We start from the raw sequence: 23,558 nt of genomic DNA, 5'->3' as shown, positions 1-23,558 counted from the left end.
TTATAATGAATAATATTTTGATTACCGGTGCCAATGGACAATTAGGAACAGAGCTACGTAATTTGTTGGATGAAAAAGGCATTACTTATGCCGCAACGGATACAAAAGAATTAGATATTACCAATAAACAGATGGTAAATGATTATTTTGAAACAAATAAGCCAGAGTTGGTTTTCCACTGTGCAGCTTATACGGCAGTTGATGCAGCCGAAGAAGAACCAGGTAAATCAATTGATGAGAAGGTTAATGTACTTGGTACCCAAAACCTGGCAAACGCTGCAGAGTCAGTGGGTGCAACACTAGTTTATATCAGTACTGATTATGTTTTTGATGGCAAAAATACAGGTATGTATAAGGAAATGGATCCTCAAAATCCACAAAATGAGTATGGTCGAACTAAGAGCCTGGGTGAAAAGGCTGTTCGCGATACCATGAGCAAGTACTATATTATTCGTACGTCATGGGTTTTTGGTAAGTATGGTAAGAACTTTGTGTATACCATGTTAAACCTTGCTAAAACGCATGATGTGATTACTGTAGTGGATGATCAAGTAGGACGACCAACTTGGACAAGAACTTTGGCTGAGTTCATGGTTTATGCGGTTGAACATAAAGTTGCCTATGGCACATATAATTTGAGCAATGATAGCCAAGCCAATTGGTTCCAGTTTGCCACTGAAATTTTGAAAGATACAAAGACAGAGGTCAAGCCCGTTAGTTCAGCAGAATATCCGCAAAAAGCACATCGTCCAGAACATTCTGTTATGTCCTTAGAAAAAACTAAAGCAACTGGGTTTAAGATTCCAACATGGCAAGAAGCTTTAAAACAAATGATGGCAATCATTGATTAATTTTCAACACAATAGTGAGATTCCTCGCTATTTATACATATAAAAAAAGTTAAGTTTTTGAATTTTTAGTGAATTTTTTTGCTAAAAGCATACAATGATATTAGTTAATTTCAGGAGGCGTCTCATGAGACATGAACATATACGAAAAAGACATACGGTAAGAAACATAATTTTGACAATTATTTTACTTCTTTTGGTTTCAGTGGGTGCTTATGCGGCTCGTAAGTATTACAATCTGAAACATGCAGTAGATAATTCGTACCAAAGCGGAGGTATTAAGAAATATCGAAATGCCAGTTCAGAAATTCAAAGTAAAAGTCCAATTTCAATTTTACTAATGGGAACTGACACTGGTGCATTAGGACGTTCTTACAAGGGCCGAACGGATACGATGATGCTTATCACCTTGAATCCAAAGACAAATAAAACCACAATTACCAGTATTCCACGTGATACAGGTGTTACTATTCCAGGATATGAGAGTGAATCACCTTCGAAGATCAATGCAGCTTACGCGTTTGGGAGTGCTGGAACAGCGATTAAAACTGTTCAGGAAATGTTGAATGTCCCAGTTGATTTCTATGCTGTGATGAACATGGGTGGTATGGAAAAGGTTGTTAATGAAGTTGGTGGTGTGATAATCACACCAACGCTTAGTTTTAGCTATGATGGGTATAAGTTTACGAAGGGTAAATCTACCCATATGAATGGCAAAAAAGCTCTAGCCTATTCGAGAATGCGTTATAGCGATCCCAAAGGTGATTACGGACGCCAAACACGCCAACGAGAAGTTATTATGGCAATTATGAGTAAATCAAGTTCCATTTCGACTCTATTAAATAAGAACTTCTTAGATTCTATTTCGGCTTCAATGAAAACTGATTTGACGTTTAGTGATTTGTCCGCGTTAGCACAAAATTATCGCGGAGCAAAAAAGACGGTTTCACAAACTCATCTCCAGGGAACTGGTGAGACTGTTAATGGTCAGAGTATGGAAATCATGGCAAAAAGCGAGTTACAACGAGTCACAAACTTTAACCGTTCTAACCTTGGTTTGGCACATGCTAAAACCGGTAATATTGCATTGAACGTTTCTTCGAGTTCTACTTCTAATAGTAGTGTAGAGAGTGATAATGTGAATGCTGGAAATTAAGAAAAATTGATATAGTCAGATACTTTTTGTCAAATCGTATTGGTGTAGATATTAAATGGCACACTCACTTTTATGAATGTGCCTTTTTGTGTCTTCGAATTATAAAAAATTATAAGAAAAAAGAAATTTAATAATTTAATTTACCTAAAAAATTAATTATATTCTGAACGCAAATTGCAAGAACAAGTTAGCCACCCCGCAGGCGAAGTTGCGGGGCATGTCAGAATATCTATTGAAGATTGGAATAAATGATTAAGCAATGCGAGTTTTGCGAGCGCGCGCTGCTTCAATCTGAAAAGCTTTTTCAGGTGTTTGGTACTTTAAGATACGTCGTGGTAGTTGGTTGAGACGTGCTTCAACCAGGACAACAGTCTTAGGACTAATTGTATCTAATGAATATCCTTTAGGTAAATAACGTCTAATCATGCGGTTATGAGTTTCATTGGTTCCTCGTTCAGAAGAACTATACGGATGGGCATAATAGATATCAGCAATGCCAGTTAAAGCTTCTTCCAATGTTGTGAACTCCGTTCCATTGTCAGCGGTAACGGATTTGATCAGATCACCAAATTCAGCACAAATCCCTTTAATGGCATAGGCTACGGAGTCAGCATCTTTGCCTTCAATCAAACGAATAAAGTCAAAACGAGTTTTACGTTCAGTGAAGGTCAATAGGACACTTTCATGGCCACTACGTTTACCAACCACGGTATCAATTTCAAAGTGGCCAAATTCATTGCGCTTGTCGACACGCTTAGGTCGTTCTTCAATACTTTTACCAATCAAACGTCGATGTTTATGCGACCAGTGATGTTTCGTACGCCGTTTGGTTTTCTCAAGCAAATCAAGATTGCGGATTTCTAATAATTGCGCATCAATATAGTTATAGAGGGTCTTAGTGCAGACCATCTCTGTACGCTTAAATAAATGATGTTTGTGGGCGAAGCCAACTGCTGCATCAGGTGACCACTGATCTTGATGGAAATGATCATCAAAGTAGGCCAAAAAATTAGTAATGTGTTTGAATTTTAATGGTCCTCGAATTGTCAAATCAAGTGCAACACTTACTAAATAAAATAGGAATTGGTCTAGGAAGCTGATCTAAAAGCTTTACTGAATGCTTTAGCACTCAGGTAGTGCAGGATCTTACGGGGCTTGTCGTTGATGGCATTTTGGATTTGAGCAATTTGGGTTTCAGTAAACTGCTTCAATGATTTTCCTTTAGGAATATACTCCCGAATCAACCCGTTGGCATTCTCATTACTACCACGTTCCCAAGGCGAGAACGGATGTGCAAAGTAAATTTTAGGACCCTTAACTTGTGCAAGCTTTGAAAATTCACTGCCATTATCAAAAGTGATAGATTTAAACCAATCTGGATGTTGATTGATGACTTTTTGAAGAGCCTCTAAGCAAGTTTGTGCGTGATAATCTGGGACTTTATGATTATTTCAAAGCGGCTCACCCGTTCCGTTAAAGTAAGCAGGGCAGGCTCAGAAGCCACGCGTTTTCCCTTAACTAGATCACCTTCCCAGTCGCCAAACGCTGTGCGCTTGGTGACACTTTCAGGACGTTCTTCGATCGAAGTACCTAATATCTTCTTATTATAGCGATCATGATTGTGCTTGCCCTTAACTCGTCGTCTAAGTTTTTTGGGCAAATCACTATTTCGAAGGTTCAACAGGCCTTGATCAATATAACGATAAACAGTGGGAACCGAAGGACATTTGAATTGCGGATAGTCGGCTTGAAATTGGTGGACGAATCCATCGACACCAGCTGATCTAAAGTGCTTTTTTAGCGTCTTGGTTAAGAGATTAAAAAAGTATTTACACGGCTTTAATAAGCCTTTTGAATGACAGTGTGAACGATGCTTTTCATAGACAGCTTGACCAGCATCAGCATAGTAGTTAGTGAAGAATAAGTAGTTAGTATCACGTTGTTTAACCGTGCCGCGATGTAACTCACGGCTAATCGTACTAGGGCTTCTGTGAAGAGCTCTCTAGCAATTTCACGAACAGTAACATTTTGGCGACTTAAAGTTTGAATCATGCCTCTTTCTTCAGGTTGTAGTTGTTGATAACCGGACATAGTGCTATTCTTTGTTTGGGTCATGGAGACTCCTTTCTTGAGTTTAGTCACTTTAAGTTTAGGTCTCCATGGCCTATTTTGTCTATTTTTGGTCTAGTTGATCAGGTGTTGCACTTGAATTGTAAATCGGGCAATTTTAATGGTCGATGACAGTGCTGACGATTCATTTCATAACGAATTTGAGCTGTATCAGGAGCATAGATATTGAAGTACTGTTCTTTACCATTAATCTTCTTTACCTGTTGAACACAGCCACGTTTGAGTTCGTTATTGATAGTTTGATGGCAAACACTAAGTTCCGTCGCAATTTGACGAGCAGATTTGCCTGCAGCAAGCAATCCCGCAATTTTTCCACGTTCAATTGGTGTTAAATGATGACCCTTTGAGTGAGATATGGTAAGCTGTTCTTGCGCCAAGACGAAAACCTCTTTCATTGTTTAGTGTAGGAACTTCAATGATACCTGATTTTTTCGTCTTGGTGTCTTTTTATTTGACCATTTTTACAAGGTGGCTAACTTGATTATAAAATCTGCGATTATATTCTGAATGAAAATAAGTATTTAAAGTGGTAGATAAGCTAAACGCTTGGGTTTTCTTATTTCATCGGTGAAAGATTTGTATCTAATTGATAAATCAATATTTCAGATGATAATTTATGAGCTAATACTGTTACAAATATTAGGAGGATTTTTAATGGAGTATAAACTTTCAAAAGTTGATTCAAAGTCATTTCATAATTATACATTTGATCAACCATTAGACAAGACTAGTGTTTTTTTTGGACAGAATGGTAGTGGCAAAACAGCCTTATCTAAATACATCAAAAAACTAAATCCTGAGCATACGCGAACATTTGATAGTATTTATGTTGAGGAAAATATAAAGAAAAGTGAGACCATATTTGGAACAACATTAATTATAGGAAAAGCTCAGATTGACAAAAGTGATTCTATTAGAAAAACGGGTGAAAAAATTGAACAACTGAAAGATTCAATTTTTAAAACTCAAGATGACATATCCAAAACAAAATCACTCTTTAATAAACAAATGAGAGCAATTATTGACGATGTAAAAAATGATTTTCACACGCATAAGGTTTATCAAAAACCGAATTCAAAGGATGATCCTCTTGGCGCGTATAATTTATGGATAGATGAAATTGATAAATATAAAGAGATTAAATCGAATTTTTCGTCTTCTAAAGAGATAGATAATGTATTGGTTAGTCTTAATAATAGAAAAAACAATCTCATGAAAATTTTACCAAATTTTAATTTAGTTCGAGAAAAAGAACTTATGGGCTCTTTGAAACAAGTAGTGTTAAAACCTGAAAGTAGTGTCACAAGTAGTGTGTTTGAATGGCTAAAACGTGGTGCTGAGTTACATAATTTGGAAAAGAAGGAAGTCCCAGATGAGCAGATATGTTTGTTTTGTGGAAATGAATTCTTTACAGAAACTGTTAGTAAAAATGTTCATGATCGTATTAATTCAGAATATGCATTATTAATTAGCACAATTGATAATGCAGTTAAGGAGCTGCACGACGCACTAACACAGCTTAGTGGTATTCAAGAAGATAGCTTGGTGGAACAAGTTAGGTCTGCGCAAGAGTCTATTAAGATTGTACTTGCTGTTTTAGAGAAAAAATCTAAATCAACGGATAAGGTTATAGAACTAAATCAAAAGGCATTTAGTAATGTGCATTTATTAAATTCTGCTATTGAAATGTTATTAAAAAAAATTAATGATGAAATTAATGAAAAAAATCAAGAAAAGACGTTAATTGGCAATTTGACAAAAAAGCAAATTGGTAAAAGGTTGTCCGAAGATGTTAGTATTAAAGAAAATATTGATAAACTTAATAATTCTACAAGTATTTTAGATGAGCAGTCTAAATCGCTTCAGTTGCTTGAAAAAAAGATAACGAATTTGAAAAATGAAAATAATGATTTGGAAGGATTTATGGAACTGGTTAATAAAACACTTCAATCATTAGGTTTGTGTTTTAAATTGAAATTTAGTGAACGGGAGGCTAATGGATTTGATATTGTTTTACGAAATAATGATGAAAAATCGATTAGTGCTTCATCATTAAGTGAGGGAGAAATTCGTTTACTAGCATTTATCAAATTTTATTTTTCTTTATTTGAACAGTATATTCCAAATGACGATAGGAAAAAAATGAACGTAAATTTGATATGAGTGTTAATTCAATTATCTTGGATGATCCGATAACCAGTATTGATTCTAATAATCGATATTTTTTAACAACTTTGATTAATCAAATTCTTGATGAATTGAAAACTCAAAATATTAATATTTTTATTTTTACTCATTCACTCCTTGATTTTCATAATTTTGCATTCCGAATGAATAAAGGCATAACAAGATACAGAGTTCTTAAGGATGATAATGATCAAAGCTATATCGAGGTTGTAGATCCAAATCAATTTAGAAACTACAGTGATGAATATCGTTCAACGTTTAATGAAATTGTTAATTTTGCTTTGAAAGGTCGCGACAAAGTAAAACAGAGTACAAACTATCTTCAATTTGGAAATAAATGTCGATTCTTATTTGAAACACACGCTAGGACAAACTATAATATCGAAAATGTCACAAATGCATCACTAGATAGCATCATGAACGCTTATGAAATCCCCTTGACCAAAAGAACAGATATATCAAGAGCACTAGATATTGTCAGCTCACTTTCGCATGGAATATCATATACTTTAGATTTTGCTTCAGAAACATCAGCTCGAGAAGTACAGTCCGCTGCCAGAACTATTTTATGGGTATTAAATAATAAGGATACCCAGCATGTAAAGGCAATGAATATGAATAATTGGAGTAGGTTGAGCGAACGAGTTGTTGATTGGTAAGACGAAAACGTTATTTTTATCTTTGAAAACTATGAGTTTGAAATCTTTTTTTCTAACGTCTACGCCACATTTGAAATTCACAATATTCAAGTTAAAACAATATCTGGAAGCGAGCTGAGTTTTGAGTTTAGATGGATCTAACGAATGTTGATTTATCAATATCACTTGTGGCAAAGAAAATTTATATTTTCTATAGTATGGTCAAAAAGATGAGATTCTTTCTGCTTTTTTATTTGTATTTCAATTCTGGTATAGATCTATAGTAAACGCGACTTTTTAGATTAAAAAGCGCAACGAATACGCTTATAATAATATCGGAGACTACTCATGTTTAAATATAAATATTTAAAAAGTCCTCAGAATTTACCATTCTGAAGGCTTTTTTCTTCACTACGTATAAATAAATTGAACGGGGTCATTAGATAGAAACCAAGGACAACTCCTAATCCGTTATGAATGACATCCATGATATCTACAGTTCGATTGATGTGAACAAGTTGATCTAAGACAAACTGACCGCCTTCATTGAATACGGCAATGCCCAAAGCAATGAGCAAAACTTCAACTAAAACTGGTCGATCCCTAAAACCAAAGATATATAGATAGACACCAGCTGGAATAGTCATAATCACATTTAAGATAGCCTGCATACTGTAATCACGGTAGGGCATTGCAACTACTTTTGCGTAACCCACATGAACGGTTTGAAAAACAGCATTCATACTGAATGAATAAGTACCAGGCGTGAAAATTAAGTAAAAAACACTAATGACATAGATGATGAAGGTGGTTCTTACTAAAATTGAAAATGGTGACGGATTTACACGCATTTTTTTGATGTTATAGACGGCAACTAGTAATGAAATTATTACAAACGGTAAATATTGAAGTATTATCATTGAACCACCTCCCAAATTGATTAATGTTTTAATTATATCGCATATTTAACTAGAATAGAACCTTTAAGCATAAGGGTTTTAGTTAACTTTTTCTAAACATCTTTGTACTTCCTTAAACTTTTTCAAAAAAAGATTGCATTCGAATTCAGAAAGCTATATGATGAACTCGTAAAGAGATTGTAATATTTATGTAACATTTGGAGGCGGTTTTGATGAAAAAAGTAATGCGCTTTTTATTGGTTGTTGGATTAGCAATGGGGATGTTTATGTTAACGAATAGTACGGAAACTCAGGCCGCTTCCCGAACTTCTGTACCAGTCGCAATGCGAGGCAAATGGTACTTAACTAAACGAACAGGATTGAACGTAAAAAAGACGTCAATGGTTGGTTTAAATCATACCGTTATGGAAAAGACATACGGTAAGTATATGGTATTCAAACCTTACTATAAGGGCAGCTATTCACTTTCTGATAAACGATGGGGATTTGGTTTCTTCTTCAAATTAGTCACGGTTAAAGGAAAGAATGGGCGCAAATACAAGGCATTGGCAATGTGGGGTCAAGGCCCTGAAGCACAACTATATTACAAGAAGCTTAATAAAAATGAACATCATAGTTTATCATGGCGTAAAACAATTAAATTAATGAATGGTCAAAAGAAATTCTAGCGTCTGGCTTTACCATTTGGGTTAAAATCTTTATAATAGTAGGAGCACTGTGATGAAAGTATTTTCGAAGTTGGTAATCTGTGCTAACATAGTGCAGTTGCCAGAGAAACTTTTCTGAGACAGGAGTAAGCTTTGAAACATAAATTAAGTTTTTGAGGATACCCACGAAAGGATGCTAATAATGGAAAAAAATGAAGAAGAACCAGTCAAGAAGCCTTTTGACGTTGGCGATAAAGTACACGTTAAAAAAACTGCTTTGCTACCAACTGGATTTGACGGACAAGTTGGCAAAGTTTATGAAAACTCCATCTTGATTGATATCGATCCTGATACGGTGGCTAAGGCTCGCAGCGAAGAATTACACGATTTACATGGACGAGTAATTGTCCGGTTTGCGGAAGCTAAAAAGATTGAAGCATAATGTATTATTGAGATAAATAGAACGTCGTTTTTTGAAATGAAGGGATCTGCTAGTTAAGCAAATCCCTTCTTTTTTACGCTGTTTTAATATAATTCACATTTTTATTTAATTTTGGGTTGACACAGCACCTAAACGGAACTGCATTTAGATTAAATTATGATTAGATACTTTCTCGTAATTAAATGTAAGCAGGCAAGGGAGTTGTACAAGTAATGAAAATTAAGAAGCGAACAGCAACGATTTTGGCAGTCGTTCCACTGTTACTACTGGCTGCATGTGGTAATGGGAGTTCTGCATCGAGCAGCAAGGGCAATTTGGCAACTAAACAGGTGGTCAATTGGACAGAATCTTCAGAGTTACCATCAATTGATCCATCGTTAGCAACTGATGAGATTAGTTTTAACCTCTTAAATAACACCAATGAAGGGTTATATCGATTAGGCAAGAATAATAAAATCGAACCCGGAATGGCAACTAAGACCACTGTTTCAAAAGATGGCAAAACTTACAAGTTTACATTACGTAAGAATGCCAAATGGAGTAATGGTGACTCAGTAACCGCCCAAGATTTCGTTTATTCGTGGCAACGAATTAACAATCCCAAGACAGGTTCACAGTATGCATACCTGTACAGTGGAGTTAAAAATGCGGATCAAATTCAAGCAGGCAAAAAAGCAGTTTCAACTTTAGGAATTAAAGCTACTGGTAAATATAAATTGACTGTAAAATTGGATAAGGCAATTCCATACTTTAAGTTGTTAATGGGCTTTCCAAGCTTCTTCCCACAGGATCAAAAAGTGGCTCAGAAGTACGGCAGTAAGTATGCAACACAGAGTAAGTACCAAGTTTACAATGGTCCATTTACCTTACAAGGATGGACGGGTACTAACAACAAGTGGAGTTTAGTAAAGAACAAAAAGTACTGGGATAAAAAACATGTGACCTTAACCAAGATTAATGATCAAGTTGTGAAGGACACTGAGACGGGCTTGAATCAGTTCCAAGGTAAACAAGTCGATCAAACTGCCATTTCCGGAACACAGGTAGCTAACTTGAAGAACAGTAAATCCTTCTTCTTAGGCCGTGAAGCGCGAAATGCCTATCTTGAATACAACTACAAAAAGATTAAAGCTTTCCGAAACTTGAATATTCGTCAAGCAATGTCATTAGCAATTAATCGTAAGCAGTTAGTAACTAAAGTTTTGGCAGATGGTTCAACCACACCAAAAGGTTTCGTTACCGATGGTTTGGCAAGCAATCCGAAGACAGGTGAAGATTTCGCTAAGGAAGCATACAATGGTGGAACTGGAGTTACCTATAACTTAAAAGAAGCTAAAAAGTTATGGGCCAAAGGTTTGAAACAAGAAGGCAAGAAGAGTGTTACTTATACTTTGATGTCTGATGATACAGATGTGGGTAAGAAGACTACTGAGTTCTTGCAAACACAACTCGAAAAATTACCAGGATTGAAGATCAACGTTGAAAACATCCCCTATAAGACACGTTTAGCGCGTTCTGCAAAGGGACAATTCCAGTTAGTTGTGACGCTTTGGGGAGCTGATTTCTCCGATCCAATTTCTGATTTAGGTTTGTTCACTTCAACAAACAGCTTTAACAATGGTAAATGGGGTAACAAAGAATACGATAAGTTGATTGATGCAGCTAATAATGGTGATGCTAACAACACTGAAAAGCGTTGGGAAGACATGGTCAAGGCTGAAAAGCTTTTGATGAGTCAACAAGCCAATGCACCACTTTACAATGGTGTCGCACCACAACTGATCAACACTAAAGTAAAAGGTTATGTTTACAATACAGCCGGTGTGCCATGGAACTGGAAGGGTATGTATGTAACCAAATAATTGGCAATTAGATCAAAATTAAAAATTCGTGATGACTGAAATAACAGTTCATTACGAATCTTTTTTGGTAATTTTAATATTACTCATAAAATTCACACATTTATGACACTTTTTAATATTCGTTTAACTTTTGTATTGGCAGGAATGCAACCATACGCTATATTTAACATTAAATTTTGGTTAGATAGTTTCTCATAATCAGAATCAAAATATAGAGGAGTTGTTTCGTAGATGAAATTCAAAAAAGGCTCGGTAACTTTATTAGTTGCACTTCCCCTGCTGTTATTAGCTGCATGTGGTAACGGTAAGTCATCTTCATCAAATAGCAATGGCGTAGATAAGAGTAATTTAGCTGCAAAACAGGTTGTCAATTGGACAGAAAAATCAGAATTACCTTCAATTGACCCATCAATTGCAACTGACCAGATTAGTTTTAATGTGATGAACAATACCAATGAAGGCTTATATCGTTTGGGTAAAAACAATAAAATTCTTCCAGGTATTGCGACCAAGACCAAAGTATCCAAAGATGGTAAAACGTACACCTTTACTCTTCGTAAAAATGCGAAGTGGAGTAATGGTGACAAAGTAACAGCCAAAGATTTTGTTTATTCTTGGCAACGCATCAATAATCCGAAAACGGGTTCTCAATATGCGTACTTATACAGCGGTATTAAAAATGCCGACCAGATCCAAGCTGGCAAGAAACCAGTTAGCAGCTTAGGAATTAAAGCTGATGGCAACTATAAATTAACGGTTACCCTCGAAAAAGCCATTCCATACTTCAAGTTGTTAATGGGCTTCCCAAGTTTCTTCCCTCAAAATCAAAAAGTAGTGGAGAAATACGGTGACAAATACGCAACGCAAAGTAAATATCAAGTTTACAATGGTCCATTTACCTTACAGGGATGGACGGGAACCAATAATAAATGGTCATTAGTTAAGAATAAAAATTACTGGGATAAAAAACACGTTTACTTAGATAAATTAAACGATCAAGTTGTTAAAGATACACAAACCGGATTGAACCTTTTCCAAGGCAAACAAGTGGATCAAACCATTTTATCCGGAACCCAAGTGGCAAATATGAAGAGTAGCAAGTCCTTCTTCTTAGGCCGTGAAGCGCGCAATGCTTATCTTGAATACAACTACAAGAAGATCAAAGCTTTCCAAAACTTAGATATTCGTCAAGCAATGTCGTTAGTAATTAACCGCAAACAACTGGTTAATAATGTTTTGGCAGATGGATCAACAGTACCAAAGGGCTTCGTTACTGATGGTTTAGCAAGCAATCCTAAGACTGGTGAAGACTTTGCCAAAGAGGCTTACACTGGTACTGGTGTGAACTATGACCTGACAAAAGCCAAGAAACTTTGGGCAAAGGGATTAAAAGCAGAAGGTAAAAAGAGTGTAACTTACACCCTGATGGCTGATGATACCGATGCCGGCAAGAAAGCTGCCGAATTCTTACAATCACAGTTGGAAAAATTACCGGGCTTGAAGATCAATGTTCAAACGATTCCTTACAAAACACGTTTGGCTCGTTCAGCTAAGGGACAATTCCAATTGGTTATCACGCTTTGGGGAGCTGACTTCTCCGATCCAATCTCTGATTTAGGCTTATTCACTTCCGATAACAGTTTCAACAATGGTAAGTGGGGCAACAAAGAGTACGATAAGTTAATTGACAAGGCAAACAACGCGGATGCAAATAATACGCAGAAACGTTGGGAAGATATGGTCAAAGCTGAAAAGATTTTGATGAATCAACAAGGAAATGCGCCATTGTATAATGGTGTGGTTCCACAATTAATCAATACAAAAGTTAAAGGCTATATTTATAACACTGCCGGTGTTCCTTGGAACTGGAAGGGTGTCTACGTGAGAAATAGCCCCTCTCTATTCCGTAGATTAAGTCAAAATAGCAATTGTAAGCAAACCTAATTCTTGTTATAAAAAAGATATTCATTTTATAATAAACTCGATTATAAAATTTATGAAAGGAGCTTAAACTAATGAAAAAGCTATTCTTTAAAACTTTACTTTTTACATTACCGCTACTTTTTATCTTTAGTATTAACGCCAGTGCTAATCAAACTAACACTAACTCAACGACAACTGTTATCTATGATAAAAACGGCTGCGTAATACAACCTACTACGATCGATACTAATCCGATATCTCCTAAGGCAAAAATACGACCAACCTCTATTTGGCGAATTAAAAAACATGCCTCTTATTTTTCAAATGGTTTTACAGGATCTGGACGTCGCTATGGTGGATATTTATTCGTAGGTAATGGAACTAAAAAGTTCAAGATTTCAGTTAATAAAGGTGGATTCGGTTTATATACAACTACCACACCTGGAAATCCCGTAAACATAAGTTCATACTTTAACTTACCTCTAAGCGGTTCCCCTTATACAATGAATACAGGTACATATTTTTACTTTTTTGCTGACAATCCGGTTAGTGGACAAAACTATCACGTAACGGGAGAGTAACACTATGAAAAACAAAAGAAATTTTCTTGTCTTAGGATTAATCACTGCAGTTGTCATAGCTGGAGTTCTTTTCTTTAATAAACCACTTCTTTTAAGTGAAACAACTATTGTAAAAGACAACACTGGTCAGCTAATAAAGCCTCAAAAACCTACAACAAAACCCAATGAGCGTACGATCATAAAAGATAATGCAGGACATAAAGTAAAACCCGAAATTGACGATTCTCAGGATGCAAATAGCAATTCCAAGCAAGCTCTTGAACTTAAGTAGACCGACTGTTTATCACTGAAAAGAAATAAACCTAAAGCACTCACCTTATATTTAATTAGGTGGGTGCTTTTTAAATCAGCAAATTTTAAGCAAGCTAAAAATAACCTTTGATTAAATATTTTTTCATGCTAATATTTAATTGTTCTTTTTTCGAACATACGTTCGAAAAAATAGACGATATTTGTTTGGGGGAGGCTAATCTATGACTAGAAAAAAAGCACTTTACACATTATATCGTGGTGATCTTTTTATTGACGTTGGAACCTTATCTGAATTATCAAGGCGACAAAACATCTCAGAACATACTTTACTATTCGAAGCGACACCCACCTATGCCGCCCGAACTAAATATGAAAATTCTTTGCGTGTTTACCGTTTAGATAGTTTAGAGCCTTAACAACAAAAATAAATATATGAAGGGAGGGGATGACAATCAAAAATGATGTAAAAACAGGTTTGGTGCTTTTAATAGTAATTACCTTAGGAGCTACTTTTTTATCTACTGGAACGGTAAGCGCAAATCGGACGCAAGGAGTTGATTGGTCCCGTTATCAAACTGCACAAGGCGAATTTGGCTATGCAAACGATACTTTTATGCTTGCGCAAATCGGTGGTTATACCGCTAAAACTGGCTTATATCCACAAACAACCTATGCAAGCCAAATCAAAGCAGCACGTGCTAAAGACTTACATGCTCATTCTTATTTTTGGTGGGAAGATATCACTGCGCGCCAACAAGTAGATAAATTACTGGCCTATGTTCTACCTAAAGTTAAAACACCACATGACTCGATTATAGCTATTGATTTTGAGGCTGGGCCAGCTGCTAAAGCAACAAACACTAAACTGCTTGTATACGCCATGAACAAAATCAAGGCCAAAGGATATACTCCAATGTTATATAGTTCAAAATATTTTTTATTAGTTCACGTTCAGTTAGAGACAATATTAAAACAATTTGGAGCTTGCTTATGGGTTGCTGGTTATCGGGACATGAATTTAGCTACGACCCCTGATTATCATTCTTTTCCTAGCCTACCTGGCGTGGCTATTTGGCAGTTTACTTCAAATTATGTTGCTGGAGATTTAGATGGAAACGTTGATCTGTTAGGAGTTACGCACAAAGGTTATATTGCAAATAAACCTACCCAAAAGCATGTCACACAGAAAATTTCTAAACCGCAAACCAAAAGTAGTAAGTCTAAAAACAGAACCAAAGGGGTGCATAAGCCTTATTTAACAAGCTTACTCAAAAAATTTTTTGTTTTTTATTCGAACTTATGTTTGATGATTTTATTTTTAGTGCTAAATTAAAAGCAAGTACAGAAAGGAAGTTTTATTTATGGATGAAATGGTAAAAGAAACACAAATCTGGCTAAACAAAACTTATGGTAAAGTAGCTGGATTTGGCAAAGTGCCTGAAAATGGTAATACTGGTTGGGACACAGTTTATGGCTTAACGAGAGCTTTACAGCACGAATTAGGGATCACAAATCTAGTCGATAACTTTGGTCCTTCCACTGCGGCTAAATGGGATGCTCAATTTGCTGGCAAAGTTAAAACCGGTTTTAAGCATAATGTCGTCAAAATTATTCAAGGTGGTTTTTGGTGTAAAGGGATCAACCCGGAAGATTTTACTGGAGAATTCACTACCGCTACTGCTGCGGCAGTAGTTGAGCTAAAAAAAGACGCCGGTATCAAAGATACTAGCGCCAAAGTAAACTCAGATATTATGCAAGCCTTATTGACAATGAGCGCTTTTGTGCTAGTTCCTGGCGGGGACGCCAAAATTCGTTCAATGCAACAACAGCTTAATCATGACTATCAAGCTTACACTGGTATTCTACCATGTGACGGAATTTATCAAAGAGATACAAATACGGCTTTAATTTACGCTCTACAAGCGGAAGAGGGTTTGGCCGTCGGAACCGCCAATGGTTATTATGGGCCAGCTACAAAAGATAAAACACCAACTGTTGCTCAAGGCCAAACTAACAATTTCGTCAGAATTCTACAGTGGGGGCTTTATGCAAACAATAAAACTTATACAGGAGCCTTTGATGGTTCATATGGCGCTTCTATTTCTAGTGCAGTGTCTTCTTTTGAAACAACAATGGCCTTAAATTCTACCAGTGGTACTTCTGCTGGATTAGATGTTTTTATGAGTCTATTGACTTCAGCTGGTAATCCAGATCGATCTGCAATTGCATGTGACACCTCATACCAACTAAATGCTTCTCGAGTTACTACTCTTAAAAATGCTGGTTATTCAATCGTTGGTCGTTACTTGACCGGAACCGTAGGTAGTGGCAATACAGAACGAAATAAAAATTTGACTGCAACTGAACTTCAAGCCATTACTAGTGCCGGGTTATCAGTTTTCCCAATTTTTCAAGATGGGGCGTCTGATAAAGAAACATATTTCACTACTTCTCGTGGTCTTTCGGATGGTAGTAAGGCCGGGCAAGCAGCAAGAAGATTGGGCTTTCCTACTAACACTGTGATTTATTTTGCAGTTGACGCTGATATTCAAAACGGTGATATTGCTGGATCAGCTACTCCATACTTTAAAGCTGTTCAGAGCAGTGTTGCAAGTTATGGTTATAAAACAGGAATATATGGAACTCGGAATGTTTCAGAAACAATTATTAAAGCTGGTTTAGCCACTAAAGCTTTTGTTTCAGATATGTCAACCGGTTATTCAGGTAACTTAGGCTTTGCTATTCCAACAGTATGGTCATTCGATCAATTTTCAGAAATATCAATCGGAGATTTTGCAATCGATAAAGTTGCCACAACACAGGAGCGGCAAACTGCAGTCAAAAAGCTTACTCCTGATAAAATTGGTACTTCTGATGATCTTGATAAAGTAAATAAGGTTATTCAAAGTCTAGCTGATGGAACAAACATTTTTCATCTCTTTAAGGGAACTAAGATATCTGTGGCAGGCGATATTTATACTGTTAATACTTTATTTGCAACCATTACTCTAGAAGCTGAGTTTGAAGGTCAAATAAGTACTGATAAAGGATTAGCAAGCACGACATATAGTATCAAAAATCATCATGTTGACTTCTCATTTGACAACCCCGTCCAAAAAGTTATTGAAGAAAACAAATTGGCTTTTGATCCGAATGCTTTATTATCTCAAATTTCGTCAATTGGTGGAAAAATAGAAAATGGATCAATTACAACAACCAGCAATATTAGTGCTGGTGAACATGTCCTCACTTTACGACTTGAATCTTCAATTAAACACAAAGGGTCAGATAATACGACCTATGACCTGGGGTATGCCGTAACTCTAAAAATTCATATGCATAAATATACTGGTTCCTCTGTCCCAGTTGGTGTTACAGCCACAGATGTTAAAAAATATAATAATAATCTTGATAATTTAGTCAACGCTGCAAGTAACGTAAAACAATATGCTACAAATTTAGAGCAATATTATACGACTTTACTATCTAGTGCATTAGAATCCATTCCAACTGAAACTGAAGCGTCTGCGCTTTTAATTGGATTTGGGGGAGGTTTATTACTGTTACTCGCCTTCGCCTAAATATTGAGCAAAAGCAACAATGATATATTGTTGCTTTTGCTATTTTTTTATGTAAAACTAAAACTTAGCTTTAGAAAGGACAAACCATAATGTATTTACTTTTACTTTTACTTTTTATTTTTGCATTCTTATACCTTATACCACAAAAAAAAGAAAAAAAAATACTAAAAAAACAAAATAAGTCCTCTGCTTTTTATCATAAATATTCAGCTACTATTAAAAAATTCCGTTATATATGCCTTTTAGTGGGATTTTTTATTGTTGTGAGTGCGCTCTATACACTTATAATCAAAAAGGATTTACGTATTTCACTCATGTTTGAAGCATTACTATTTTTATTTGTATTCATACAAGTCCTAACACATCTTTTTGAACAAAAGTTATTTAAAAAATATACTTTAACGAAAAAATTACCACCACTTATTTCAAAAAAAGCAGAAATCCAAAAAGCTATTGGTTTATATGGATCTGCCGTATGTTCACTATTGTTAAGTTTATTTGCCCTTCTTCTCTCAATAACGGAGTAGTACCTCAACAGCCTTATAAGCAGCAAATTCTAAACATAAAAATAACTCCAGATTTAAAAACTCCACTAAATTAAAGCTGTATCTGTTTTTAACTATTTTATATCTCAAAAACAAGACATTTCAGGGTCTATAAGTAGAAAAATAGATCACGCAAAGATTCAGATGACTGCGAGTTAGCGGCTATTCTGAGTCTTTTGTTGTGTGCACAATTTTTGACTTTCTGAGAGGACCTTGCTACGCTCTATTCAGGGTAGTCAATGGTGTAAGTTAATGTGGGCTAAAAAATAATCAAATGAAAAACCTACCCGTTTTGGCGAAAAGTTAATTGAGTTAGAAACCGACTTAGCATAACTTTCAACCTGCGTTAGATTGTGACAATTCAAATTTAGGTGTCACGAGTTAAAAGTAGTCACAAACCTGGTAGAATGGGCTTTTGTCGTAATTATGCATCACAATGTCATTAGATCTTGGATAGTAGCGGTATACTTTGAACACTTAATCAATCTAGGAGTGAAAGAATTTGACAAAAACTGCGATTGTGACCGACAGTACGGCCTATCTTCCTCAAAATGTTTGTGAAAAATTACGAATTACTGTGGCACCAATTTCAGTAGGCTTTGGTGATCATCAATATCGAGAACGAATTGACATTAGTGATGCCGAGTTTTATAAACGACTAAAAACAGAAAAAAGTTTTCCAACCACAGCTCCGCCTTCGATGGGAGTCATGGAAGAAATTTACCACCAACTCGCAAAAGAAGGCTATGAAGAAGTTATTAGTATTCATTTAACTGGTGGTGTTAGTGGTTTTGTCACCAATTTGGCGCAATTCGCGAAGAGTGTTGCAGAAATTAAGGTTCATGTGGTGGATTCACAGATTTCCGTACAGCCATTGGGATATTTGGTTATTCAAGCTGCTAAAATGGCACTGGCACAAAGGCCGGTGACCGAAATCATCGCTAAGTTAACTGAGTTAAAAGCAACAATTGGGGAGTATTTTATTGTGGATGATTTGAAGAATCTTGTTCATGGTGGCCGCTTAGGGAGTGGTTCGGCGTTTGTTGGTTCATTGTTAAAAGTCAAACCAATTCTCTCTTTGAATAAAGAGCGGTATAATATTGAGGCTGTCGATAAAGTGCGTTCGTTGAAAAAGGCCAAAGCAAACATTGTGAATCGTTTTATTAATGAAACGAAAGATCTTCCATATGCAGTGCGTGTGTTTCTGTGTGGCACGGATAATGAACCTGCGATTGAAAAATGGCGTGAAAACATTCAATCGAAATTAACGAATGTCGCGGCAGTGGAAACTGGTCAAATTGGACCGGTTCTTGGTGCACATCTGGGACCAGGGGCAGTCGCCATTCTATGGGTCAAAGAAGAAATTTAAAGAGACAGAAGTGAGGGAACAAAAAACATGAGAAAATTAAAAATCGATTTAAACGATCAAGATTATATGGGTAGTCATGAAGCAAGCTCTATGTGGGGCAAACAAAAAGATTACGTCCGAACAATCTATAATAAGTATCCAAAACGATTTCCAGAAGGAACCATTCGTAAATTCGGTAAACAACTGATTGTGACACGTGAGGGAATGGAAGCTGTCACGGGGATCAAGAAGAGTCAATTAAAAGATTTGAAGAAATAACAAAAAACGCTAAAGTTAGAGGAAATTGACCACATTGGTGGATAACTCAACTTTAGCGTTTTTTTGTAGCAAAGTGCTAAAATTAGACGTTAGAATAGGGTGAAAATAATGAAAACAAGCGAATTTATTAGAAAAGTGGAAATGCTGGGCGTAACCACGGTGGAAAAAGATAAAACAATGTTACATATTAAACGGCATGGAATTGAAGCCGCCAATGTTAGTTTGGAGAAGACCTCATACTTTCAAATCTGTGGAAAATTACCACGACGTTTATTAAACTTGATTGTTGATTACGCCGTTACGGATGTTTCTGAACGGGATGATGATTAGTTAGAGTGATTAGAATATGCATGGTAGAGAATTTCGATTAATCGCTACTTGCTTTTAGTGTCGGTGTGATTAGTGAGTTTTATACGTCGTTGGTGCCAAAGAAGTATAATTTTCTCTAAACTAGTGATAAAAAATCCGCTTTCTACTCAAATTATCATGTGTTGTGAGTAGAAAACGGACGTAATTTTCACTTATTGATATATCCTGACTAATAATATTTAAGTATCAATATTTTACAGAATAATTTACATACTTCTCTTAGCAAAATCAAGTAACTCTTTAGCAGCATCAACCGTATCCACAAAATCAATTCCTTCAGCATAATCATGATCTTCACCATATCGTTTCCATAAACGTATCAAAACAGGTGTCTCTTTTACTGAATCTAATCTTGAGGAATAATCAGTTAGAAATGAAGTTGTTTTGCGTTTTTCAGCCGTTCTCAAAATTGCTTTTTTTAGTAATGGAAAATCAATATTTTGTTGCTCTAATTTATTTAGTTGATAAACATCATAAAAATCTTTGGCCCGTGTGTTGGCATTACCCCGTGCCACAATCGATTCTAATTTTTCGGCAAGAACTGTTTCAAGATTATACGCTAAAATAGGAATTTTTCTATCCTCAGTAATTAGTTTATGCTTGTAATGAATTTCTTTGGGTGTCATTTTATCACCAGTCGAGACATCAACCTTGATGACAGTTTGCACATCTAAAATAACTGCATCGATGTGTACACGATAACCACCGTATTCATCATCTTTTCTAATTGGTTCAACATTAACAACCGTCATTTCAATTTGATCATTATCAACTTCTATCGAACAAATATCAGTAAATGCATTTGTAATACTTTTTAAACTCAATGGGTATCCTACTAACGTTGTATCTAGATCCATAGTTGACCGAGTATCAACGCCGATTAGAGAAGCAATTAAAAAGCCACCTTTAAGTACCATATTGTTCTTATACGTGGAAACTGATAAACGTTCTAAAAGCTCATCAAGCATAATTTCTTGTAATATCAATTGAGCAGTAACATCATTCTCTTTAGCAAGCTTTTTTACGTAGGCTTTAAATTGCATACCGTTTCTAAATTGTTGTTTCACAGAAGTACCTCCAGATATGTTCTGATTTGTGTTTCCACATTCATCTTTTGGGCCATTTCTATCAACAAGTTAACATCTTTATTAGGTAGTGCAGCATAACCGTTCATTGCCATTGAAATTAGTTCTGAATCTTTTTTATTCTTGCCACGAATCAAATCACACAGTGTTTTTTCAATTGAATAAACACGGACTGTATTTCCATTTGGCGTAATTTCAGATTCAATTCCTAATTGATAATATTTATTAGATTGCGTATAGAATCGTATGTTATAGTCAGAGATTCGAGCAGAATGATAGCCCAAAGGAAATGTCATATCGTATTTACGCGGTGTACGATCTGTTAATCCATGGAGATATAGTGCGGTATTATATGAAAATATTCCCTTACCAAAGCGATATTGATAAATTGCCATTTCATCTTCAAATATAGCTGGATCAATATAAACACCACGATTAACTCGCTCAAGTTGACCACTGTCGGTTAATTCTGACAAGAAGTAACGGTTGACACCCATAGAAGCCGCTTCTTCAACAGTAATCATGCCGTTATGCGCTTTTAAATGCGAGAGGATCTTCTCTTTATTAGACATTATCATCACCTCTTTATATATTCTAACATATAAACGCTGTTTTCTTATAATAAGTGTATAAATGTTGTATGTGTCAAGTTTTAGTAGGTAGTGCTTCTAATTAGATTTTATTTATGTTTTTAACTACTTTTTGTTTCGTTCCGGCGTTGATGCGGGGTCGTGTGGGTCGCTTACGAGCTAACTTCTTGCCCTTCAGGCCAGAAGTGGATCTCTCCAGTCTCCCATGTCTCTAAGCGATAAATCGCTAAGTGACATCGACACACTCTTTCACCAACGCCTCCACTCCACCTGTTATTCAAATCCTATGAAATAGCCTTCACCAAATTACCCATAGCACTGCTAGTTGCTGCGTCTAATGAAATACTGCCGTGCCTAATTCCTTGATGTTGTGTAAAAGGCTGTTTAAGAAAATAACTAGCGGCCACTTTAACTGGCATGATGCTTATTGGCAAGGTATTGGTCATCTTTATCATTGCTGTTTCTAATTGCCCGTTAATTTCACTGGTAATCACCGCAATCATCGCCTTCAATCCAGCTTTACTCCAAGAGCGACCTTGATGTTTTAACCGATAGGTAAAGCGTCGATGATTACTTTCACAGCCACCTAAACACACGGTTTCGGTAGCTAAGCTTCGCTTGTTGGCTGGCTTTAAATAATTCCAGTTACGTTTCAAGTAACTCCGTAAAAGTTGAATTGCTTCCAGACTATCTGCATCATTGGCTTGAAACTCACACGTATCAAGGACAATTTGAACTTGATCATTATCCCAATTATGCACACCCTGAAATAGTTTACTTTGCAGAATCTTAGGCATCTTGCTTAATCGACTACGAATTTTTCGGTTCAAGTGATAACGATCTAAAAAGTGCTCATGTTTTTTGGCCCCAACCGCTAATTCATCAAAGCAGGATGGTTCATAGCCACTCCCATTATCGCTACCGGTAATCATTATAGTTGCTCGTAAATCATAATTCTGATCGAGATAATCTTGTACTTGATTAAAAACTGCTTGCCGGTTTAATCCCGTAAATACATGCCGGTTTAACGTCTGACGTCGTCGGCCATTTTGGCTAATACCTTCCGTTAGTTGCAGTCGATGAATAAGGACATTTTTATGGTGTTGCTTAGCCTTTAAGGCCACACAAAAGGCATCGCCTTCCAAATACAGATAAGGAACTTGTCGTTTCTTTTCGATGTTCACTAATGTAGTCTCTTCACGTTGTTTTTCACATTGTTCACCCGCTGATTGATAAAGTTGATCCACCTTTTGATGACTGATGGAAAGTGGGGTCAAAAGGTTAACAGCCAAGGCTGTTGTCCGTAAAACACTATGTGAAGCTAGCTTAGCGACCTTTTCAACCATCAAAGGTGAAAACCTACTTCGTGGAATTAACTGTAAGTACCGGTCTAAAGGATAGACATAGGTTTTGTCATTTAATCTAACCAAACGACGTCTAAAAGTAACTGTTCCGCACATAAAATTTAACGTTCGTTGTCGTTTGCCAATAATTTCTCGATATTCTGTTTCTCCAATTAAAAGATCATCTAAATCCTCTAATGCTTGGCCTAAAGCCGTGGCAATCAATGCCTGGCACCGAATCATTAAATCCTGTTCCGCATTAAATAAACTATTACTTTCCTTTAAAACTGTCATGATTTCTGTTAAAATCTGAGACATGAAGACCGTTACCTCCTAATTTTTGGCTGCTATACCTAATTAGAAGATTAACGGTCTTCTCGTGTTTTGAAAAGGCTTTTTTTCACTTTCCTACTAAAACTTTACACTAACATAAATGTTAGTCTTCGATAACCATATTATTCTTTTGTGCATCGAAAATTATTGTAATAACCTAATCATGTTTCGTTATTTGTGAGTGCAAACCAAGATTTTGAAATAGCAGAACTTGGTTCAGCTTTGACAAATTAAGTTAGTGTTGGAATATTAATTGATATACCCAATATAAGCGCTGTACCATTCTTAAGATACGCTAGTTTATCAATTATGTTTGTCTATTTATTTAAGTTTTTCAAAAAATAAGAGCAGTCTCTTCCATATAGTAACAATGGAAGAGACTGCTCTATCAAAAATGTAAGGTATTTGATGAATATACTATTTATGTCCCCGGCGAGAGTCGAACTCGCAACCTATCGCTTAGGAGGCGATTGCTCTATCCAGTTGAGCCACGAGGACA

The 23,558-nt window shown here is 36.0% G+C and carries 21 protein-coding genes, 1 tRNA gene and 3 pseudogenes; 17 read left to right on the top strand and 8 right to left on the bottom strand.

Annotation, left to right across the window (positions count from 1 at the left end):
* Positions 1–5: 5 nt before the first annotated feature.
* Complete coding sequence (rfbD, locus tag AB3219_RS10015) at positions 6–851, top strand: dTDP-4-dehydrorhamnose reductase (protein ID WP_367369425.1); 846 nt, start codon at positions 6–8, stop codon at positions 849–851.
* A gap of 124 nt (positions 852–975) precedes the next feature.
* Entirely contained in the window at positions 976–2,004 is a 1,029-nt protein-coding gene (locus AB3219_RS10010) for an LCP family protein (protein WP_367369424.1), read from the top strand.
* A 252-nt stretch (positions 2,005–2,256) separates the two neighbouring features.
* Here the strand turns inward: AB3219_RS10010 and AB3219_RS10005 are convergent.
* From AB3219_RS10005 to AB3219_RS09995, 3 pseudogenes are all read right to left on the bottom strand, one after another.
* Positions 2,257–3,039: pseudogene (locus AB3219_RS10005) on the bottom strand (IS30 family transposase); the annotation flags it as partial.
* Positions 3,040–3,092: 53 nt separating this feature from the next.
* Positions 3,093–4,119: pseudogene (locus tag AB3219_RS10000) on the bottom strand (IS30 family transposase).
* 110 nt (positions 4,120–4,229) lie between these two features.
* A pseudogene (locus AB3219_RS09995) lies at positions 4,230–4,529 on the bottom strand (helix-turn-helix domain-containing protein); the annotation flags it as partial.
* 259 nt (positions 4,530–4,788) lie between these two features.
* On the opposite strand from AB3219_RS09995, the gene AB3219_RS09990 reads away from it, so the two are divergent.
* Positions 4,789–6,297: an AAA family ATPase gene (locus AB3219_RS09990; protein ID WP_367369423.1), complete on the top strand. Its 1,509-nt coding sequence runs from the start codon at positions 4,789–4,791 to the stop codon at positions 6,295–6,297.
* On the top strand, positions 6,294–6,980 hold the full coding sequence (locus AB3219_RS09985) for an AAA family ATPase (RefSeq protein WP_367369422.1): 687 nt from the start codon (positions 6,294–6,296) through the stop codon (positions 6,978–6,980). Before AB3219_RS09990 ends, AB3219_RS09985 begins: the two co-directional genes overlap by 4 nt.
* Before the next feature lie 356 nt (positions 6,981–7,336).
* On the opposite strand, the gene AB3219_RS09980 is transcribed toward AB3219_RS09985, so the two are convergent.
* Positions 7,337–7,879, bottom strand: a complete 543-nt coding sequence (locus AB3219_RS09980; protein WP_263766171.1) for a VanZ family protein — start codon at positions 7,877–7,879, stop codon at positions 7,337–7,339.
* Between the two features lie 212 nt (positions 7,880–8,091).
* On the opposite strand from AB3219_RS09980, the gene AB3219_RS09975 reads away from it, so the two are divergent.
* From AB3219_RS09975 to AB3219_RS09915, 13 genes are all read left to right on the top strand, one after another.
* Positions 8,092–8,547 (top strand): DUF2715 domain-containing protein, encoded by a 456-nt coding sequence (locus AB3219_RS09975; RefSeq protein WP_367369421.1) that lies wholly within the window; start codon positions 8,092–8,094, stop codon positions 8,545–8,547.
* A gap of 181 nt (positions 8,548–8,728) precedes the next feature.
* Positions 8,729–8,968, top strand: coding sequence for a hypothetical protein (locus AB3219_RS09970; RefSeq protein ID WP_057784947.1), 240 nt, complete (start codon positions 8,729–8,731; stop codon positions 8,966–8,968).
* A 212-nt stretch (positions 8,969–9,180) separates the two neighbouring features.
* Positions 9,181–10,830: a peptide ABC transporter substrate-binding protein gene (locus AB3219_RS09965; RefSeq protein WP_367369420.1), complete on the top strand. Its 1,650-nt coding sequence runs from the start codon at positions 9,181–9,183 to the stop codon at positions 10,828–10,830.
* A 231-nt stretch (positions 10,831–11,061) separates the two neighbouring features.
* A complete protein-coding gene (locus tag AB3219_RS09960; protein WP_367369419.1) occupies positions 11,062–12,774 on the top strand; it encodes a peptide ABC transporter substrate-binding protein in 1,713 nt (570 codons plus the stop codon).
* Between the two features lie 71 nt (positions 12,775–12,845).
* Complete coding sequence (locus AB3219_RS09955) at positions 12,846–13,334, top strand: hypothetical protein (RefSeq protein ID WP_216754501.1); 489 nt, start codon at positions 12,846–12,848, stop codon at positions 13,332–13,334.
* Between the two features lie 4 nt (positions 13,335–13,338).
* Positions 13,339–13,605: a hypothetical protein gene (locus tag AB3219_RS09950; protein WP_367369418.1), complete on the top strand. Its 267-nt coding sequence runs from the start codon at positions 13,339–13,341 to the stop codon at positions 13,603–13,605.
* Between the two features lie 202 nt (positions 13,606–13,807).
* Complete coding sequence (locus AB3219_RS09945) at positions 13,808–14,002, top strand: hypothetical protein (protein WP_216762837.1); 195 nt, start codon at positions 13,808–13,810, stop codon at positions 14,000–14,002.
* Positions 14,003–14,031: 29 nt separating this feature from the next.
* On the top strand, positions 14,032–14,919 hold the full coding sequence (locus tag AB3219_RS09940) for a GH25 family lysozyme (RefSeq protein WP_216754498.1): 888 nt from the start codon (positions 14,032–14,034) through the stop codon (positions 14,917–14,919).
* A 28-nt stretch (positions 14,920–14,947) separates the two neighbouring features.
* Positions 14,948–17,167 (top strand): glycoside hydrolase domain-containing protein, encoded by a 2,220-nt coding sequence (locus AB3219_RS09935; protein WP_367369417.1) that lies wholly within the window; start codon positions 14,948–14,950, stop codon positions 17,165–17,167.
* Between the two features lie 89 nt (positions 17,168–17,256).
* Positions 17,257–17,694 carry a hypothetical protein gene (locus AB3219_RS09930; protein ID WP_056972778.1) on the top strand — a complete coding sequence of 146 codons (438 nt, stop codon included), beginning with the start codon at positions 17,257–17,259 and terminating at the stop codon, positions 17,692–17,694.
* A gap of 520 nt (positions 17,695–18,214) precedes the next feature.
* On the top strand, positions 18,215–19,081 hold the full coding sequence (locus tag AB3219_RS09925; protein ID WP_057808044.1) for a DegV family protein: 867 nt from the start codon (positions 18,215–18,217) through the stop codon (positions 19,079–19,081).
* A gap of 27 nt (positions 19,082–19,108) precedes the next feature.
* Positions 19,109–19,339: a helix-turn-helix domain-containing protein gene (locus AB3219_RS09920; RefSeq protein WP_057784943.1), complete on the top strand. Its 231-nt coding sequence runs from the start codon at positions 19,109–19,111 to the stop codon at positions 19,337–19,339.
* A 108-nt stretch (positions 19,340–19,447) separates the two neighbouring features.
* The gene (locus AB3219_RS09915) at positions 19,448–19,669 is read left to right on the top strand and encodes a hypothetical protein (RefSeq protein ID WP_216754648.1); all 222 of its coding nucleotides are present in this window, start codon (positions 19,448–19,450) and stop codon (positions 19,667–19,669) included.
* 245 nt (positions 19,670–19,914) lie between these two features.
* On the opposite strand, the gene AB3219_RS09910 is transcribed toward AB3219_RS09915, so the two are convergent.
* The 4 genes from AB3219_RS09910 to AB3219_RS09895 all read right to left on the bottom strand — a co-directional run bounded on the left by AB3219_RS09910 (position 19,915) and on the right by AB3219_RS09895 (position 23,557).
* A complete protein-coding gene (locus AB3219_RS09910; RefSeq protein ID WP_236698999.1) occupies positions 19,915–20,775 on the bottom strand; it encodes a nucleotidyl transferase AbiEii/AbiGii toxin family protein in 861 nt (286 codons plus the stop codon).
* The gene (locus AB3219_RS09905; RefSeq protein ID WP_057808040.1) at positions 20,772–21,365 is read right to left on the bottom strand and encodes a type IV toxin-antitoxin system AbiEi family antitoxin domain-containing protein; all 594 of its coding nucleotides are present in this window, start codon (positions 21,363–21,365) and stop codon (positions 20,772–20,774) included. Before AB3219_RS09905 ends, AB3219_RS09910 begins: the two co-directional genes overlap by 4 nt.
* Positions 21,366–21,667: 302 nt before the next feature.
* A complete protein-coding gene (locus AB3219_RS09900; protein ID WP_263766193.1) occupies positions 21,668–23,044 on the bottom strand; it encodes an ISLre2 family transposase in 1,377 nt (458 codons plus the stop codon).
* Positions 23,045–23,483: 439 nt separating this feature from the next.
* Positions 23,484–23,557, bottom strand: a tRNA-Arg gene (locus AB3219_RS09895).
* Position 23,558: the final 1 nt, after the last annotated feature.

The sequence above is a fragment of the Pediococcus ethanolidurans genome (assembly GCF_964062635.1).
Lineage (GTDB): Bacteria > Bacillota > Bacilli > Lactobacillales > Lactobacillaceae > Pediococcus > Pediococcus ethanolidurans.
Note: the sequence above shows the minus strand (reverse complement) of the source record. Positions and strands in the feature narration are given on the sequence as shown.

Bases quoted from the DNA above. Each gene is read 5' to 3' on its own strand.
- AB3219_RS09955 (WP_216754501.1), top strand. From the start codon at position 12,846: ATGAAAAAGCTATTCTTTAAAACTTTACTTTTTACATTACCGCTACTT.
- AB3219_RS09935 (WP_367369417.1), top strand. From the start codon at position 14,948: ATGGATGAAATGGTAAAAGAAACACAAATCTGGCTAAACAAAACTTAT.
- AB3219_RS09905 (WP_057808040.1), bottom strand. From the start codon at position 21,365: ATGTCTAATAAAGAGAAGATCCTCTCGCATTTAAAAGCGCATAACGGC.
- AB3219_RS09985 (WP_367369422.1), top strand. From the start codon at position 6,294: ATGAGTGTTAATTCAATTATCTTGGATGATCCGATAACCAGTATTGAT.
- AB3219_RS09930 (WP_056972778.1), top strand. From the start codon at position 17,257: ATGTATTTACTTTTACTTTTACTTTTTATTTTTGCATTCTTATACCTT.
- AB3219_RS09900 (WP_263766193.1), bottom strand. From the start codon at position 23,044: ATGTCTCAGATTTTAACAGAAATCATGACAGTTTTAAAGGAAAGTAAT.
- AB3219_RS09980 (WP_263766171.1), bottom strand. From the start codon at position 7,879: ATGATAATACTTCAATATTTACCGTTTGTAATAATTTCATTACTAGTT.
- AB3219_RS09970 (WP_057784947.1), top strand. From the start codon at position 8,729: ATGGAAAAAAATGAAGAAGAACCAGTCAAGAAGCCTTTTGACGTTGGC.
- AB3219_RS09945 (WP_216762837.1), top strand. From the start codon at position 13,808: ATGACTAGAAAAAAAGCACTTTACACATTATATCGTGGTGATCTTTTT.
- AB3219_RS09940 (WP_216754498.1), top strand. From the start codon at position 14,032: ATGACAATCAAAAATGATGTAAAAACAGGTTTGGTGCTTTTAATAGTA.
- AB3219_RS09960 (WP_367369419.1), top strand. From the start codon at position 11,062: ATGAAATTCAAAAAAGGCTCGGTAACTTTATTAGTTGCACTTCCCCTG.
- AB3219_RS09975 (WP_367369421.1), top strand. From the start codon at position 8,092: ATGAAAAAAGTAATGCGCTTTTTATTGGTTGTTGGATTAGCAATGGGG.
- AB3219_RS09915 (WP_216754648.1), top strand. From the start codon at position 19,448: ATGAAAACAAGCGAATTTATTAGAAAAGTGGAAATGCTGGGCGTAACC.
- AB3219_RS09990 (WP_367369423.1), top strand. From the start codon at position 4,789: ATGGAGTATAAACTTTCAAAAGTTGATTCAAAGTCATTTCATAATTAT.
- AB3219_RS09920 (WP_057784943.1), top strand. From the start codon at position 19,109: ATGAGAAAATTAAAAATCGATTTAAACGATCAAGATTATATGGGTAGT.
- AB3219_RS10010 (WP_367369424.1), top strand. From the start codon at position 976: ATGAGACATGAACATATACGAAAAAGACATACGGTAAGAAACATAATT.
- AB3219_RS09965 (WP_367369420.1), top strand. From the start codon at position 9,181: ATGAAAATTAAGAAGCGAACAGCAACGATTTTGGCAGTCGTTCCACTG.
- rfbD (WP_367369425.1), top strand. From the start codon at position 6: ATGAATAATATTTTGATTACCGGTGCCAATGGACAATTAGGAACAGAG.
- AB3219_RS09950 (WP_367369418.1), top strand. From the start codon at position 13,339: ATGAAAAACAAAAGAAATTTTCTTGTCTTAGGATTAATCACTGCAGTT.